This is a genomic window from Terriglobus tenax (assembly GCF_025685395.1).
In the GTDB taxonomy this organism is placed as follows: domain Bacteria; phylum Acidobacteriota; class Terriglobia; order Terriglobales; family Acidobacteriaceae; genus Terriglobus; species Terriglobus tenax.
This window is the reverse complement of sequence record NZ_JAGSYA010000004.1, coordinates 340,678-356,867: the sequence shown is the minus strand read 5'-3', so window position 1 is coordinate 356,867 and position 16,190 is coordinate 340,678. Positions and strand designations below refer to the sequence as shown.

The window sequence follows — 16,190 nt, the reverse complement described above, 5'->3', positions numbered from 1 at the left end:
TTGTTGCAGCTTGTTTCAAACGTGGGACGAAGGTGTATTCGTTGCAGTATGATGGCTGCTGCCTGGAATATGAGCATTTTGAAGACAGACAGGGCGGTGTGGCACCCGGTAAACGGGCAGGACCGTGAATGGGTTCAGCAGGAGCTTGAGTCGATTCTGGCCAGCACGCATTTCTGCAACAGCAAGCGCTATCCGGCCCTGTTGCGGTATGTCGTCGAGAGTGCCCTGACCGGCCGGGGCGACCTGAAGGAGCGGACGCTCGGCATCGAAGTCTTCCAGCGGCCACCGGATTACGACACCAACGCCGATACGATCGTCCGGTTTACCGCAGGCGAAGTTCGGAAGAGGTTGTCGCTTTATTACCACGACCACCCGGATGGCCGTGTCCAGATCACCCTCCCGTCGGGATCGTATACACCGGAGTTCCTGATTGCCGACGAGCCGGCAGCCGGCGCAATCCTTATTAAGGAAGAAGCATCGGCTGTTCCAGTGACCCAGGTTTGGGGTGCGGAGGCCGCGGCTGTCGACAGGGGAGACCGGGTCTCCTTGCGGGACAAGCGACGACCTGTCTGGATAGCAGGAATCAGTCTTCTGCTCCTGGCTGCGATTGCGGTGACTGGATGGCGTTTTCGTCCTCATCCGCCGGATGTGCTGGACCAGTTCTGGCGGCCGGTGGTGGGTGAAGGACAGAGGACGCTGATCTGCCCGGGGGGAGTGGTCTTCGCTCCGAACAATCTTTCCGGAGTCGTGACAGCAGGGAAGGACACACAGTACCCCTTTGTCTCGATGCAGATTGCGACTGCCATTGGACAGCTTGGCGGTCTGCTGCAGCGCGAAGGTGCCATGTACGAGGTGCGTTCGTCGGTCGGGCTGCCGTTGAATGAGCTCCGCGACCGGCCGGTGATCCTGCTGGGGGGCTACAACAACGATTGGAGTATCCGGCTGCTTTCCGGGTTGCGCTATCACTTCAGCGTGAATCCGGAAGGCGTGATTCTGGATAGCCAGGATGCAGGGAAACACTGGCAGCGTGATACATCGCTGTCCTATTCCAGCGCCGATGATTACGCGCTGGTTGCGCGCTTCCGCAATCAGACCACCGGCAGCGTGATCGTCGTCCTGGCAGGACTTGGACGAAATGGAAGCGAAGCTGCTTCTGAGTTTGCAACGAATCCTCACTACCTGGAGTGGTTAAGCCAGCGTCTTGGCAAAGACCTCAGCCAGAAGAATATTGAGGTTGTTCTGAAGACCAGCGTGATCGATGGAAAGACGGGTGCGCCATCGGTCGAGGCCTTCTATAGCTGGTAGCGGGAACTCGCCGGGCTTTGCTTCATCCTGATTCTTCAGCCTGCTTTAAGGGTGATCTGCGAGGATATGCTGAGTGGGGAGCAACTGTGCGTCTGCTGATTGTTGAGGATGAAAAGCGGCTTGCGGAGAACATCATGCAGGCGCTGCGCGAGGCCGGGTTTGCGGTGGACCATGCAGCCGACGGAATTACAGGATCGCAACTGGCGACGCAGGACGTCTTCGATGCCATCATCCTGGACCTGATGTTGCCGGGAAAGAGCGGTAAGAAGGTCCTTTCCGATATCCGGCAGATGAAGCTGCATACCCCGGTGCTGATTCTTACGGCGATGGAAGGGAAAGAGACGACCGTCGATCTGTTGAACAACGGTGCTGACGATTACCTGGCCAAGCCTTTCGACCTGGGAGAACTGCTGGCCCGGGTGAAAGCGCTTATCCGGCGCGCCAAGGGCGTGCCCTCTGCCGTTATTCATATCGCGGACGTGGAGATAGACACAGTGCGCCAGGTTGTGAAGAGATGTGGCCAGGAGATCGACCTTTCTCCGATGGAGTACCGCATTCTGCAGTACCTTGCCTATCGTCCGAGAGCGGTTGTTTCCAAGCGAGAGCTTCTGGAGCATCTCTACGATTTCGAGTGGGAGCACCACTCCAATGTGATTGAGGCGCACATCTCAAACCTGCGCCGGAAGCTGAACCAGGCAGGGAATGAACCACTGATTGAGACGCTGCGGCACCGCGGCTACCGGTTGAGCCAGGAAGCTTCGTCGTGAGGTGGTCCAACTCTATTGCGAGACGGCTGATTGCGGCCGTGCTGTTGCTGGAAGGGCTTGCCGGGGTTTTCCTGATTGTTGCCGTCACCGTGAACGAGCGGCAGAACCAGTACAAGACCTTCGATGCCAATTTGCGCGCATCCGCGAACTCATTGTTCGGCGCGGTGCAGGAGGCTGGGGACACGGGCAATGTTTCGCTGAACCAGGAACGCATCAGCCTGGGACCCCATGCGATTTACCGGGTGATGGATGACCGTGGGCAGGTGCTAGGCATGGCTGGTGTGATGCCGGATGAGGTCCCGGTCGACGGTTCTTTTCTGAACAGAAAGGTCCATCGGCGGGCTTATCGTTTCTTCGCATTGGCGGGGGAGCGCGTCGTGGATGCCGGGGCTCCGGGGAGTGTGGTGCGGCGCGTCAACATTGTGTATGGGCAGCCGGTTGACCGCATCTGGCACGAGGTCTTTGAAGCGACGCGATTTTTTGCCGGAGCCACGGCCCTGCTACTGGGCCTGACGGCGATCCTGCTGGTATGGATGGTGCGTCGGCTCCTGTCGCCGATCCTGTTGCTTGCCGGAGAAGCGGATAAGGTGACCTCTGTCCACTGGAGCTTTACGCCTCCGGAAACGGCCATGCAATATGAAGAGCTGCGCCCGCTAGGAGCCGCGATTGAGCGGACTGTGGGACGTTTGCAGCGATCGTTTGAGCAGCAGAGACGCTTCACGCGGGATGCGGCGCATGAGCTTAAAACAGACCTCGCCATTGTGAAGTCATCATTGCAACTGCTTACCATGCGGGAACGTACGGCCGAGGAATACGCCAAGGGCCTTGCGATAGGGCTGGATGACTTTACCCGGCTGGAAGAGACGGTTCAGAAGATGTTGATCCTGGCACGGCTGGAACAGCCTGCCGATGCGATTCCGTCTTCGTGTGCTCTGCACCAGGTACTGCAGGACACGGTGACGCAAAGTCACGCGTTTGCCGCGATGAAGCACATTGCGGTGTCGCTTTCGCCGATTGCTTCTGTTGTTGTCGGCCTGGATTCTCGGGATGCTGCACTCTTATGTTCGAACCTGGTTGTGAATGCGCTGCAGCACAGCCATGACAATAGCCAGGTGGAAGTAAGTCTGCGTCGTGATGGAGAGACAGCCATACTGACGATTCGAGACCATGGAGAGGGCATTCGCGAGGAAGATCTCGCGCACTTGTTTGAGCCCTTCTACCGTGGAGATGCGTCGCGCAGCCGCAAGAGCGGGGGGACCGGCCTGGGACTCTCAATCTGCAAAGCTATTTGTGAACGGGCGGGGGGCAGCATTGAGATTGCCAACCATCCGCGCGGCGGCGCAGTGGCGACGGTGTGTCTTCCTCTCACGGAGAGACAGGCCGAATAGAGAACCGGTGGCCTGAGTCTCTCCGTGAGGAGAGGATCTATTCGTCGGCGACGACGGTCTGCTGCTGCTCTCCCAGGCCCGCGACTCCAAGGCGCATCACGTTACCGGGACGCAGATAGACCGGCGGCTTCTGGCCAAGGCCAACGCCGGGAGGCGTGCCAGTGGAGATGATGTCGCCGGGGTGGAGGCTCATGAAGCGGCTTAGATAGCTGACCAGGTGAGCGACGCCGAAGACCATGGTGGCGGTGGTGCCGTTCTGGTAGCGATGGCCGTCCACCTCAAGCCACATGGAGAGCGCCTGCGGGTCTGGCACTTCATCGCGGGTCACAAGCCAGGGTCCTGTTGGGCCGAAGGTGTCCGCGCTCTTGCCCTTGACCCACTGGCCGGTGCCTTCCAACTGGAACGCGCGCTCGGAGACATCGTTGATGACGCAATAGCCCGCAACGTAGTTCAGCGCTTCAGCTTCGGAGACGTACTTGGCTTTTTTGCCGATGACGACGCCCAACTCGACCTCCCAGTCCGTCTTCACGGAGCCGCGGGGAATGATGACGTTGTCGTTGGGGCCACAGATGGAGGAGCCGGCCTTCATGAAGAGCACGGGTTCCGCAGGCACAGCCATGCCGGACTCAGCTGCGTGATCAGAGTAGTTCAGACCGATGCAGAGAAACTTGCCCGGCTGTGCGACACAGGAGCCGAGGCGAACGTTACCCGGAACCAGCGGGAGAGATGTCGTATCCGCTGCCGCAATCTTCCCGATCCCCTCCGGCGTGAGGTATTGCCCGGCAAGGTCGGGGACGATGGAAGAGATGTCGCGGATGTTGCCGTCACTGTCCAGAATGCCCGGACGCTCTGCGCCAGCGGCGCCATATCGTAGAAGCTTCAAGATCGTTCTCCTTGGTGATGATAAGAGTACTTGGTTTACGCGATGGCTGCGAGCATGCCGGCGAGGCGTACATAAAGCTCAATGCAATCGAGCAGCTCCTGCCTGGAGATCCGCTCGTTCGGCGTGTGTGCAACGTGGATGGAGCCGGGACCGAGAAGGAAGGGCTCGCCCCACGCCGTGAGCGAGGGGATATCCGTGGTGAAGTTGGCGATCATGGTGGGGATATCGCCCAGCGCGCGCATGCGCACGAGGGGGACCTCAAACGAGTAGGAGATATCGACGCGGGAGGCAACGGTGGACTCGATCAATTGCTTCATCGCCTCCGCCGGACCGACGAGACGGATCAGCAGGTGCGCCTCGGCTTCATCAGGAACAACGTTGGGCGCACGCCCTCCGGCGATCAGGCCGATGTTCAAGGTGGAAGGGCCGATCGTCTCTTCCACGGGAAGCTCAAGCTGCTGGATGTCGTGCAGCACCTCTACGAGCTTGGCGATGGCGGACTCCCCAAGCTCTGGATAGGCGGAGTGGGCCATCTTGCCGTGAGCGCGCAGGTCAACGCGGAGCGATCCTTTTGAGGCAAGGGCCAGGCGGCTATCGGTGGGTTCCCCGTTGATCAGGTAGCGTGAGCCGCGTGGCTTCCTATTCGCAACCTTGGCTCCGGCGGAGTCGCGTTCTTCTCCCACCAGGAAAAGGAGTCCTGTTGGGATGTCCTGTGCAAGAAGCTGCTGGGATGCGCAGATCTGCGCTGCAATGATGCCTTTGGCATCGCAGGCTCCCCGGCCGTAAAGGAAGTCATCGTCTTCACGGAAAGGAACATGCGGCGGAACAGTGTCCATGTGGGTGGAGAAGACGATCTCCGGATTTGTTTCTGGAGGCACGGCGTAGACATTGAAGCGTGGCAGCGTCCCGGCTCCGGGAACAAGGGCGGGGTCCGGCTGTGGAACGGGCATCGTCTCTACGGCGTAGCCAAGCGCGGTCAACGTCTCTACAAGGAACTTTCCGACGGCGTTCTCATGAAAGGTGGGCGACTCAATTTCAATCAACTGGCGCGTGAGTGCGAAGGGGTCGACCTGCGAAAGGGAATCGTGCATTACTTGTCTTTCTGTGATGTTGGATAGCTGAGTGCCGTGAGCGCGCCGTGGTGGCGAAGGCTTACCTGGGATGCCTGCATCAGGCGGAAGACTTCAAGAGTTTCTTCCGAAGATACAGGCGGCTTGCCTGTCTTCATAAAGAGAACCACCTGCTGCAGCAACGCTGGATAGCTGACCTTGAGGTCTATGCGTTCTGGCTGGTTTGCGCCTTGCTGGAACAGAAGTGCGCCGAAGCTATAGTCAGGCCGGATGAGATGAACGGTTGCGGTGCGTCCGTCCTGCCAGATGCAGTGGAGCGTGTCCGCATCGCCATGCTGGGTGCGGGAGACTTGCGTTACGCCGGGACCCAGCAACGCGTACATGGCTTCGAGCGTGTGAATGCCATACCAGGCGAGATCCAATGTATAGCCCTGGTCGGGTCTGCCGAGATCGCCGGGGCCCCACAGTTCGGCTGCCTGCAGAGAGACGGGGGGAGTTGTGATGGAGTATCGCAGAGCGGAGGCGGTGAACCACGCAACATGTTTCCTGGCCGCGATACGTGAGAGCCGGAGAGCGTCTGGCAGAGAGCCGCCGAGAGGCTTGTCGAGAAAGACAGGCTTGCCGCAGGAGGCAGCCTGCTCAAACTCGCGCACACGCGATGCTGGGTCAACGCTGAGGATCAAAATGCCGTCGACCTTTGGGCAGAGTTCAGCAATCGCTGTTACAAAAGGGATGGAGAGCTCGTGCGAGAGCGTCGTCGAAATCCGTTCGATGCGGTCGCGGCTCAGCGTCAGCGCGGGATTGCCTCCTCGATACGCGGCAACTACATGCGCGCCGGCGGTGTGGTTTGGAGCCGAGGCGTCATTGAAGGTGCGCGTGAACTCTACGGCATGGGTGGAGTCCGTGCCGACGATGCCAAGACGCAGATCCTGTGCACCGCCACAGACAGATGCTCCTGTAAGAAGCGCGACAAGCAAACGCCTGATCATGCCACGTCCTTCTCAAAGAGATACATGTGATCCGTGGACAAGCGGCAATAGCGGCTGCTGATAGAAGATGTCTGCAGTGCAACCCGGAACATTTCCGGATCAGACTGGTTGCATGCCATCAGGTCGTAGTGCGTCGGAATGACGGTATCGGGGGTAATGGTCTCAATGATGCGCGCGGCTTCGGCGTGCGTCAGGTTATGGAACCCTCCGTTGATGCAGATGGCGCAGATATCGACTTCCGCAGGCAGCAGCTTCTTGAGGTGCTCAGCATAGGCCGTGTCTCCTGTGTTGTAGAAGGAGGGGCCGGCGTTCGGCTGGATCAGCACGCCAATATGGTTCAGGTCCGTAGTATCAGTGGGGAATGCAAAGATGCCTTTTACGTTGACACCATCCACTGTTACTTCCTGATTGGGATGGAGCAGGAAGATGCGGCCGGCATCGTATCCAGCGTGAAGGAGTCGCTGCTCTGCGTCCCAGGGAGCAAGAAAGGCCGGCGCACCAGGCAAGCATGCGACGGTCTGGAGATCCAGGTGATCACCGTGAGAATGCGTGAAGATCACAGTGTCCACGGTAAGGTGCTCCGCGGCGATCGGTGCCGGAAAGGTGCGTCGCAAATCCAGCGGATGAGACGGATTCTCTTCCGCAACACTGTCGCTCAGGTACGGATCAATCGCGATCAGTGCGCCGCCGGAGGTTTTGAGTACGAAACCATTCTGACCAAGAAACCAGACCAGAAGGCCGTTCCGCGGTACATCGGTGTTGCGGAGCAACGCCATGCGGTCTGCGCTGTCAGCGGGCAAAGGTGTATGTGTGCAGCGTAGCCGGTTCATGGATGCACCGCCTTCTGTCGCGCAATATGCAGGATTGATGAATGGAAAATCAAGGTTCGTGAAAATCTCCGTTGACAACGGATGACATCGACTCTAAGGTCATTGTATCTCAAGTAGAACAAATTCTACCAAGTAGAACACAGTGATCTTAGAAGAAAAAATTCAGAACGAAGCAGAGCTTGAAGAACGGCTCACACGCCCGAATGCCGCGGACATTGCAGCAGCCATGCAGCTCAACGGTGACGTGCTGGTGCTTGGCGCCGGCGGCAAGATGGGGCCAAGCCTGGTGGTGCGTATGAAGCGCGCCATCCAGGAGGCAGGGGTGAAGCATCGCGTCATTGCGGTGGTTCGCAAGGATCGGGAAGGTGTCTTCAGTGCGCACGGTGATGGCGTGGACCTGATCGAGACGGACCTGCTTGATCCGGAAAGCTATGCCCGCATGCCGGATGCAGCGAACGTGGTCTTTATGGCTGGCCGAAAGTTTGGCTCTGTTGGCGACCAGCCGATGACGTGGGCAACCAATGTCTGGGTGGCTGGACTCGCGGCCAATCGCTTCCGCACTTCGCGCATGGTTGCGTTCTCGACAGGCAATGTCTATCCGTTTATGCCGGTCGACAAGCCTGGCGCGAATGAACAGACGCCGACGGATCCTCGCGGTGAGTACGCGCAGTCGGCGCTGGGACGCGAGCGGATTTTCGAGTACTTCGCAAATGCATACGGAACGCCCACGTTGATCTATCGCCTGAACTATGCGGTTGACCTTCGTTATGGAGTGCTGGTCGACATTGGCCAGAAGGTGAAGGACGGCGTGGAGATTGACGTGACCACGGGCCATGCCAATGTGATCTGGCAGGGCGATGCGAATTCCTATTGCCTGCGTTCGTTTGCGTTGTGCAGAACGCCGGCGCGGATTCTGAATGTCACTGGTCTTAAGACAATCTCAGTCCGTGAAGCGGCAGAAAAATTTGGGAAGCGTTTCGGTGTAACTCCGCGCTTCAAGGGCGAAGAAGCCCCCACGGCTTTGCTGAGTGATGCGCGTCTGTGCACGGAGCTGCTGGGGCCTTCTGAGCTGAACGAAGACGAACTGTTTGAGATGACCGCCGACTGGCTTGAGATTGGCGGAACAACTCTGGGCAAACCCACCAAATTTGAGAGTCGCGATGGACGTTTCTAAGGCCAACTGGAAGTTGAAGCTAAGCCAGGGCGCCGTGATCCCTGCCCACCCTCTGGCTCTGACGGTAGAGCGCAAGCTGGATGAGCGCCATCAGCGGGCGCTTGCGCGTTATTACCGGGCTGCGGGAGCAGACGGTGTAGCTGTGGGGGTGCACTCCACGCAGTTCGAGATTCGAGAGAAGCAGTATGGGCTCTACCAGCCCGTCCTGGAGCTTGCCGCGGACACATTGAAGGGCAGCGATTTGATCATGGTCGCTGGTGTCTGCGGCAAAACAGATCAGGCGTTGGCCGAGGCGAAGATTGCTAGCGACCTTGGCTACAACGCTGCCTTGCTGAGTCTTGCAGCCATGGGGGATGCGCCGGTCGATGAGATTCTGGCGCATGTCCGGGCAATAGGCGCGGTGATGCCAATCATCGGTTTCTACCTGCAGCCTGCGGTGGGTGGACGCATCTTCCCGTATGAGTTCTGGTGCAGGTTCGCGGAGATTGAGAGCGTGATTGCAATCAAGATCGCGCCCTTCCATCGCTATGCCACGCAGGACGTACTGCGTGGTGTGATTGCCAGCGGACGCAGCGAAGAGATTACGCTCTACACCGGCAACGATGACCATATCGTGTTGGACCTGCTTTCGCCGTTTCAATATGGGGGCAAGACTGTCCGGATGAAGGGCGGTCTGCTGGGGCACTGGGCTGTGTGGACGGAGCGTGCCGCGGCTCTGCATCGCGAGATCAAGGATGTTGTCGCCCAGGGTGGAGCGATTGATGACCAGTGGTTGATCCGCAATGGAGAAGTGACCGATATGAACGCGGCCATCTTCGATGTTGCAAATCACTTCCACGGATGCATTGCGGGGATTCACGAGGTTCTACGCAGGCAAGGCCTGATGCAGGGCCGCTGGTGCCTGAATCCGAAGGAAGAGCTTTCCCCGGGGCAGATGGAAGAGATCGATCGCGTGATCGCTGCATATCCGCACCTTGTGGATGATGGCTTTGTGAAGCAGAACCTCGACTCCTGGCTCTCGTAAGAAGCAGCCAGCAAAATTTTTCGACCGGGGAAGGCAAAATGTTTGGTTCGATAGCAGATCGCGTAGTGTTTACAGCGTATTTGCTCTTCAATGTTCTCCTCGGTCTTTGGGTCGCGCGGCGCTCGTCCTCGGGTACGCGCGGCTACTTTCTTGCAGGTGAAGAACTGCCCTGGTACGCGATTGGCGGTTCCATTATCGCCGCGAATATCAGCACCGAACACTTCATCGGAATGGCCGGTGCTGCGTATTCGGTAGGTTTTGTTGTAGCGCAGTGGGAGTGGGGAAACTGGTTCACGCTCTCTGTCCTGCTTTGGGTCTTTCTTCCGTACTACCTCCGCGGTGGCGTTTACACCATGCCGGAGTTTCTGGAACGGCGCTTCAATAAAACCTGTCGATACCTGTTCGCGGTTGCGTCCCTTGTGCTTTGGATCGTTGCACAGATGGCGGTTGTGATTCTGGCCGGAGCGAAGGCGTTGAACGGCATGTTCGGCATTGACCCCATGTACACCACCATCGGGTTAGCGGTACTTGCGGGCAGCTATACGATCTACGGCGGTTTGAAGGCTGTTGCGTGGACTGATTTTATTCAGTTCCTGATGTTGACCATCGGTGGCACGATTGTTGCGGTTGCCGGTGTTCATAAGGTTGGGGGGATGCAGGCGCTGATGCATGCGGCACCCCATAAGTTCCGCATTCTGTATCCGGCCACTGATCCGAACTATCCGTGGTTCGGTGTTTTCACACTCTTCCTATCGATTGGCATCTGGTACAACTGCACCAACCAATTCATCGTGCAGCGATGTCTTGGCGCCCGCACGGAATGGGATGCGCGCGTCGGTGTGATCTTCGCCGGCTTTATGAAGCTGGTGATCCCGTTTCTCGTGGTTGTCCCCGGCATCGTCGCTTACAGGCTATTCCCGGGTCTGGCTGACCCGGATGAAGCGTACCCTCGCCTGGTACGGGCAGTCGTTCCGGCGGGGCTTGGCGGTATTGTGATGGCCGGTATTGCCAGTGCTTTGCTGTCACATCTTGCGTCGGTACTCAACTCTTCCAGCACCGTTTTCACGATGGATTTGTACCGCCCGCTGGTGCGACCGAATGCAAGTGAGAAACACCTGGTTCGTGTTGGTGCTCTTAGCTCCTTTGTGATTCTGGTGATCGCCGTAGCCATATCGATCTGGCTGGCGCGTGGACAGTATGGCGTCTTTTACCTGATCCAGGATGTTGGTGCGTGGGTCGCTTCACCGATCGCAGTAGTGTTCCTGCTTGGTGTGATGTGGCGTCGCGCAACATCGGCCGCTGCAACGACGGTGCTTTTCTTCGGTTTTCCGTATACCGCTTTCGTTCAATACATCCTTTTCCCCCATGTATCGTGGCTTCGCCCGTACAACAACTATCTAAACCGTACGTTCCTGGTTTGGATAAGTTGCCTGGTTCTCATGTTCCTTGTATCGCTATGCACCCGCCCTTCCCCCAAAGAGGTTGTGGATTCCGTGGTGTGGAACAAGAGCTATCTGCGGCTGCCAGCTGCGGAGCAGATGTTGAATCGTGGTCTGCGAAGTCCCATGCTCTGGTGGGCTCTTCTCGTGATCGCGGCACTTGCGCTGTACAGCTACATGACGTGGTTTCAATTCCATAGTCCGTACACCTCAATTGGTTAGTGGGGGAAGGGAGAACGAATGCAAATGACGAAGAGCGTACCAGCGGTCGAGCGGGCGTTCGCCATGCTCGAAGCTCTTGATTATGCAAAAAGCGGTATGAACATTGCTGATCTCAGCAGGAAGCTCGCGATTCCGCGCAGCACGGCACACACGATTGCTCTTACGCTGGAGCGATGCGGCTACCTGACACGCGATGCCTCGCAACGCAACTGCATGCTGTCGACCAAGGCATACATGCTTGGCCGGGATGCTGTGCGGCCGGATCGTATGGCCGTTGCCGCGCTGCGGCCAATGCGCCGGTTTTCGACGCAAACACTGCTGACAAGCCACCTCGCCATCCTTGATCAGACACAGGCTGTCTATATCCAGAAAGTACAGGGGCCGGGACTGGTCAGCATGGAGACGTATCCGGGTAAGCGGACGAACCTGCATTGCACCGGGGTTGGCAAAGTATTGTTGGGATACGCCTCCGAGGGCTTCCGTACGAAGGTTCTGTCGCGCGGCGTCTTTGCACGTTATACCCGGAATACCATCACGATGACCAGCCTGCTGCGGGAAGAACTGCGTCGCGTGGCAGAGCAGGGCTATGCGCTGGATAACCAGGAAGAAGAGCTGGACATCCGCTGCCTTGCTGTCCCCATGTTCAGTGTTCGCAATGAATTTCTCGCGGCACTGAGTGTCTCTGGAACAACACAGCAGATTCGCGACAACCTAATTCCCGCGCTGGTGGCACGGTTGCATCACACCGCACGGATTATCGCCGAACGTTTGCAGAGTGGTGTTGACGATGCAGAATAGCGTACTGTTGGCCGGAGTTGGCCGGTGTGACATTACGCCGGCCCCTGGAACTCCGCAAGGAGGTTGGGGAGCCCAGACGCATGAGCGTGGTGTGGGTGCGGATATGCCCATGATCGTTACTGCGCTTGCCTTACAGCAGGACGACACGCGTGTGCTCATCATCGACGCAGATGCGATTGGCTTCGATACGGATTGGACGACGAAGATCGTAACTGCGGTGGAGCAGTTGACCGGTGTACCGGCGAATGCCATCCGGTTCTCCTGCAGCCATACTCATGCGGGGCCGAATACCTTTCGCCTGAAGAACATCGGCGATGGCCTGGATATGGCCATCAGCTATCTTGAGGGTCTTCCGCTGCGTATCGCCGGTGCGGCATGGCAGGCTTTACAGCAGATGGTCCCGGTGCGTGTTGCTGCGGGCAAGGGACAGGCATTCATCAATCGCAACCGCCGGGTTGTTGCGCCGGATGGCGGGACTGTCGTTGGAGTCAACGAAGATGTTCCTGCGGACCACTCGCTTGGAGTCATCCGGTTTGATTGCGAAGACGGTGCGGCGTTTGCCAGCGTGGTGCACTACGCCTGTCATCCGACGACATGCGGCTGGCAGAATGTACGATTTTCTCCGGATTATCCCGGGCCGATGCGGCAGACTGTGGAGCGTGAGATTGGTGGCGTGTGCGTCTTTTTGCAAGGCGCGGCAGGCGATCTTGGACCGCGTCGTGGATTTACGGGCGATCTTTCGATCTATCACCAGCTTGGTCATGAGCTTGGGCTGGCAGCGGCTGCTGTTGCCGGTGCACTTGCCACACAACCGCAGACGGCACGCTTTGAGTCGGTGATGCCATCCGGCGCGAACATCGCGCAGTACAGCTATGAGTCGCTTCCGCAGGTGCAACCGAAGCTTGCGTTTCGCTCGCTTGCGATGCAGTTGCCCATTCGCAGACAGGAAGCTGCAGAGAAGATTGCGGCTGACCTGGATACGTTGTGGGCGCAGGTACAGGAGTTGCGCATCGCAGGGAAGACGGAGGAGATGCGCCGTTTACAGGCGCGCGCGACGCAGATGGGCTGGCGGCTTGGCAACGCAAATCTCTACAGCGAAAAAACACACACACCATGGCAGTTACAGGTGATTTGTATCGGGGAGATTGCCCTGGTCTCCATGCCGGGTGAGCCGTTCTCATCAATTGGGACACGAATCCGAGAGCAGGCACCTTCGTCGTTCACCTTCGTGTCGGGCTATTCGAATGGCGGGTTCGGCTATATCCCCGATCGAGAAGCGTATGTGACCGGTGGGTACGAGGTGGCGGCGACACCTTTCTCAGAAGATGCGGCGGACGTTGTTGTAGCGACGACGCTGAAAGTAATGAACGAACTATTGGATGAAGTGAGGCACGTGTGAAGATTACGAAGATTTCAACCCTGGTTGTGAATGCTCGCATGCGCAACTGGATTTTTGTGAAGGTAGAAACAGACCAGCCCGGCCTGTATGGTTGGGGCGAAGCGACGCTTGAGTGGAAGACGAAAGGCGTGGTTGGCGCGGTAGAAGATTTGAGCGTGTTGCTCATCGGCCAGGACCCCCGTCGCATTGAGCACATCTGGCAGATTATGCATCGCCAGTATTTCTGGCGTGGTGGCATCACGAACTACTCGGCGATGAGTGGCATTGACCAGGCTCTTTGGGACATCAAAGGTAAGGCCCTGGGCGAACCGGTCTGCAACCTTCTGGGTGGGCCGGTGCGCGATACGCTTCGCTTCTACGACCACCTGGGCGGCGGCCTGCTCGAAAACATGTATAAGACGATTGATCCGAGCGAGTTTGCCGAGCGGATTCAGATCAGCGTGGAAAAGGGCTTCACTGCAGTGAAGGCCATGCCGATCCCGGTGTCGGAATACATCGAGAGCGCATCAACGCTGAAGCGCGCAGCAAAATGCGTTGAGGCGATGCGCAATGCTGTTGGTGACGATTTCGACATCATGCTGGACCTGCATGCGCGTTGTACGCCTGCTGCTGCGATTCAGTTCGGCCGCATGCTGGTGGACTATAACCTGTACTGGTATGAGGAGCCCTGCTGGCCCGAGCACATTGACGGACTGGTGGAGGTCGCGCGTCATCTCCCCATGCCTATCGCAACCGGGGAGCGCCTGGTCGGCCGCTGGGAGTTCCGTGAACTGTTTGAGAAGCGTGGCTGCTCGATCGTGCAGCCGGATGTCTCGCACTGCGGTGGTATCAGCGAGGCTCGCCGTATTGCGGCGATGGCAGAGGCCTACCAGATTTCGGTTGCCTGCCACAATCCGCAGGGTCCGGTCAGCACGGCATCTTCTACGCACGTTGGTTTCGCTACACCGAACTACCTGATCCAGGAGATGGTGCGCGCGGATGTGCCGTGGCGCAACGATATTGTGACCGAGTTCATTCCCCTGGAAGCCGGCCAGTGCACGGCGCCGACCAAGCCGGGACTGGGTATCGACATCAACGAGAAGGAAGCAGCGAAGTATCCCTTCCAGCCGGAAGTCACCATGGCTTATAACCATCGTGATGGTTCGGTGGCAGACTGGTAGAACGATGCCGAACTCACTTGCAGGAAAAGTGGCAGTGATTACAGGAGCGGCGCGCGGCATTGGCCGTGGCGCCGCCCTTGAGCTTGCACGCCGTGGTGCGGACGTGGCTATTGTTGATTGCGGCAATGAAGAAGCTGCCGCAGAGGCAGTCGCCGCGATACACGGTATGGGACGGAAAGCGATTGCAGTACGCGCGGATGTCTCCCGAGAAGAGCAGGTGCGGACCGGGCTTGCCGACGTTTTGGCTGGGTTTGGTCGCATCGATATCCTGGTGAACAATGCGGCCGTCAGCGTACGCAAGCCGTTTCTGCAGACATCGCTTGAGGATGCACAACGTACGATGCTGGTCAGCCAGTGGGGTGTGTATCTCTTCTCCTACTTCGCGGCTCAGCAGATGGTGAAGCAGGCAAGCGGGGGATGCATCGTTATGATCAGCTCCGTGCACGCAGAGCGGCCTTACCCGAATGCTGCGGCGTACAACATGGCAAAGGCGGGGGTGAATCATCTTGCTGCATCACTGGCGCTTGAACTTGCGAACGAACGCATTCGTGTGAACACGATCGAGCCGGGATGGGTCGATACGCCCGGAGAGCGGGTTCATAACTCAGAACAGGAGATTCTCGATCGCGCCAAGACGCTTCCGATGGAAAGGCTCGGAAGTATCGATGAGGTCGCGAAAGCCGTGGCATTCCTATGCTCAGACGATGCCAGCTACATCACCGGAGCAACGCTTCGTGTCGACGGAGGCTTCGCGCTGAAGTTCTAGGTCGACACGATGCGTTGCAGACGAAACGTAGACACGTTCCAGAGGGATCCGTGTCAGTTGACGGGTTTTGTCTGGGGGTGAAGGTAGCTGATGTTTCGCAGGTCCTGCGAAATGAGATGGCCGGCGTCAATCACGGATTCAATCAATAGCTGCTTGCGTTTGGTCGAGCAACGCGCCGTAGGTGTGTTGACACTGATGGCGCCGCAGACATTGCGAGCCGAATCAAACAGAGGAGCTCCGACAAGCAGGGCCCCTGCTACTGTTTCTTCATCGTTCAGCGAATAGCCGTTCTTGTGGACGAGTGCGAGCTCCGATTTCAGCTGCAACACTTTGGTCTTGGTGCGATCCGTGTATTGCGGCAGTTTGATGTCGGGAACCAGCATCGAGAACTCATCCGGGGCGAGAAATGCAGCTACAGCCTTGCCAAGTGCCGTTGCGTGGATGGGGCAATCATCTCCAATCTGAAATGACAGACGAAGCGGATGCGATGTCTCCAGTACGTCAATGAGCACGACCGATTGCGGGCGGCGCTCAGCCAGTGCAACAGACTCATCCAGTTGGTCGCGCAGACGTGAAAGATGGGGCCGCGCGACATCGGCAAGCCGTAGCCGATCCGTGTTTCGCCGCGCCAGTCCGCTTGACTTCAGCGTAAGCCGGTAGATGCCGCTGGCATCCGTCTGCTCCACGTAGCCAGCTTCCTTCAACGTGAAGAGGATGCGGAAGACCGAGCTTTTTACCAGGCCAACTTCCGCTGCAATTTCTTTCAATGCCTTGCCGTGTTCGCTGACGGCCAAAGACTCCAGAACGGCAAGTGTCTTTACGACGAGATCGATGTGATTCTTAGCGGCCATGTCTTTCCGTGGACCTATTTTTCTTTTGAAGATTACAGGTTCTGCCTGCGAGGAATTTGTGTATTCTTGGTGTACAAAATAAAACGTATTCTACTAGTAAGAATATCGCAAGAGAGAGTCATGGA

Annotated in this window: 15 protein-coding genes; 10 read left to right on the top strand and 5 right to left on the bottom strand. The window is 57.9% G+C overall.

What is annotated here, in order from left to right:
- The first annotated feature begins 48 nt into the window (after window positions 1-48).
- From OHL13_RS07135 to OHL13_RS07125, 3 genes are all read left to right on the top strand, one after another.
- Window positions 49-1,305, top strand: a complete 1,257-nt coding sequence (locus OHL13_RS07135) for a hypothetical protein (protein ID WP_263409440.1) — start codon at window positions 49-51, stop codon at window positions 1,303-1,305.
- Window positions 1,306-1,391: 86 nt separating this feature from the next.
- A complete protein-coding gene (locus OHL13_RS07130; protein ID WP_263409439.1) occupies window positions 1,392-2,072 on the top strand; it encodes a response regulator transcription factor in 681 nt (226 codons plus the stop codon).
- Window positions 2,069-3,460 carry a sensor histidine kinase gene (locus OHL13_RS07125; protein ID WP_263409438.1) on the top strand — a complete coding sequence of 464 codons (1,392 nt, stop codon included), beginning with the start codon at window positions 2,069-2,071 and terminating at the stop codon, window positions 3,458-3,460. Before OHL13_RS07130 ends, OHL13_RS07125 begins: the two co-directional genes overlap by 4 nt.
- Window positions 3,461-3,497: 37 nt before the next feature.
- Here the strand turns inward: OHL13_RS07125 and OHL13_RS07120 are convergent, their stop codons facing one another.
- The 4 genes from OHL13_RS07120 to OHL13_RS07105 are packed head-to-tail and all read right to left on the bottom strand — an operon-like array spanning window position 3,498 to window position 7,232.
- Entirely contained in the window at window positions 3,498-4,343 is an 846-nt protein-coding gene (locus OHL13_RS07120; RefSeq protein WP_263409437.1) for a fumarylacetoacetate hydrolase family protein, read from the bottom strand.
- A 35-nt stretch (window positions 4,344-4,378) separates the two neighbouring features.
- Entirely contained in the window at window positions 4,379-5,434 is a 1,056-nt protein-coding gene (locus OHL13_RS07115) for a M20/M25/M40 family metallo-hydrolase (RefSeq protein WP_263409436.1), read from the bottom strand.
- On the bottom strand, window positions 5,434-6,402 hold the full coding sequence (locus tag OHL13_RS07110) for a Gfo/Idh/MocA family oxidoreductase (protein WP_263409435.1): 969 nt from the start codon (window positions 6,400-6,402) through the stop codon (window positions 5,434-5,436). The genes OHL13_RS07115 and OHL13_RS07110 overlap by 1 nt, the downstream gene beginning before the upstream one ends.
- Window positions 6,399-7,232 (bottom strand): MBL fold metallo-hydrolase, encoded by an 834-nt coding sequence (locus tag OHL13_RS07105; protein WP_263409434.1) that lies wholly within the window; start codon window positions 7,230-7,232, stop codon window positions 6,399-6,401. The genes OHL13_RS07110 and OHL13_RS07105 overlap by 4 nt, the downstream gene beginning before the upstream one ends.
- Before the next feature lie 142 nt (window positions 7,233-7,374).
- Between OHL13_RS07105 and OHL13_RS07100 the strand changes: the two genes are divergently transcribed.
- The 7 genes from OHL13_RS07100 (at window position 7,375) to OHL13_RS07070 (ending at window position 15,214) form a co-directional block, all read left to right on the top strand.
- Complete coding sequence (locus OHL13_RS07100) at window positions 7,375-8,406, top strand: NAD-dependent epimerase/dehydratase family protein (protein WP_263409433.1); 1,032 nt, start codon at window positions 7,375-7,377, stop codon at window positions 8,404-8,406.
- Window positions 8,393-9,430, top strand: coding sequence for a dihydrodipicolinate synthase family protein (locus OHL13_RS07095; protein WP_263409432.1), 1,038 nt, complete (start codon window positions 8,393-8,395; stop codon window positions 9,428-9,430). Before OHL13_RS07100 ends, OHL13_RS07095 begins: the two co-directional genes overlap by 14 nt.
- 65 nt (window positions 9,431-9,495) lie before the next feature.
- Window positions 9,496-11,091, top strand: a complete 1,596-nt coding sequence (locus OHL13_RS07090) for an SLC5 family protein (protein WP_263409431.1) — start codon at window positions 9,496-9,498, stop codon at window positions 11,089-11,091.
- A gap of 24 nt (window positions 11,092-11,115) precedes the next feature.
- Complete coding sequence (locus OHL13_RS07085; protein WP_263409430.1) at window positions 11,116-11,889, top strand: IclR family transcriptional regulator; 774 nt, start codon at window positions 11,116-11,118, stop codon at window positions 11,887-11,889.
- Window positions 11,879-13,288 (top strand): hypothetical protein, encoded by a 1,410-nt coding sequence (locus OHL13_RS07080; RefSeq protein WP_263409429.1) that lies wholly within the window; start codon window positions 11,879-11,881, stop codon window positions 13,286-13,288. Before OHL13_RS07085 ends, OHL13_RS07080 begins: the two co-directional genes overlap by 11 nt.
- Window positions 13,285-14,448, top strand: a complete 1,164-nt coding sequence (gene dgoD, locus OHL13_RS07075; RefSeq protein WP_263409428.1) for a galactonate dehydratase — start codon at window positions 13,285-13,287, stop codon at window positions 14,446-14,448. The genes OHL13_RS07080 and dgoD overlap by 4 nt, the downstream gene beginning before the upstream one ends.
- Before the next feature lie 4 nt (window positions 14,449-14,452).
- A complete protein-coding gene (locus tag OHL13_RS07070) occupies window positions 14,453-15,214 on the top strand; it encodes an SDR family NAD(P)-dependent oxidoreductase (protein ID WP_263409427.1) in 762 nt (253 codons plus the stop codon).
- A gap of 53 nt (window positions 15,215-15,267) precedes the next feature.
- Here the strand turns inward: OHL13_RS07070 and OHL13_RS07065 are convergent, their stop codons facing one another.
- A complete protein-coding gene (locus OHL13_RS07065) occupies window positions 15,268-16,065 on the bottom strand; it encodes an IclR family transcriptional regulator (RefSeq protein ID WP_263409426.1) in 798 nt (265 codons plus the stop codon).
- Window positions 16,066-16,190: the final 125 nt, after the last annotated feature.

Bases quoted from the DNA above. Each gene is read 5' to 3' on its own strand.
- OHL13_RS07135 (WP_263409440.1), top strand. From the start codon at position 49: ATGATGGCTGCTGCCTGGAATATGAGCATTTTGAAGACAGACAGGGCG.
- OHL13_RS07115 (WP_263409436.1), bottom strand. From the start codon at position 5,434: ATGCACGATTCCCTTTCGCAGGTCGACCCCTTCGCACTCACGCGCCAG.
- OHL13_RS07110 (WP_263409435.1), bottom strand. From the start codon at position 6,402: ATGATCAGGCGTTTGCTTGTCGCGCTTCTTACAGGAGCATCTGTCTGT.
- OHL13_RS07105 (WP_263409434.1), bottom strand. From the start codon at position 7,232: ATGAACCGGCTACGCTGCACACATACACCTTTGCCCGCTGACAGCGCA.
- OHL13_RS07095 (WP_263409432.1), top strand. From the start codon at position 8,393: ATGGACGTTTCTAAGGCCAACTGGAAGTTGAAGCTAAGCCAGGGCGCC.
- OHL13_RS07085 (WP_263409430.1), top strand. From the start codon at position 11,116: ATGACGAAGAGCGTACCAGCGGTCGAGCGGGCGTTCGCCATGCTCGAA.
- OHL13_RS07080 (WP_263409429.1), top strand. From the start codon at position 11,879: ATGCAGAATAGCGTACTGTTGGCCGGAGTTGGCCGGTGTGACATTACG.
- OHL13_RS07070 (WP_263409427.1), top strand. From the start codon at position 14,453: ATGCCGAACTCACTTGCAGGAAAAGTGGCAGTGATTACAGGAGCGGCG.
- OHL13_RS07065 (WP_263409426.1), bottom strand. From the start codon at position 16,065: ATGGCCGCTAAGAATCACATCGATCTCGTCGTAAAGACACTTGCCGTT.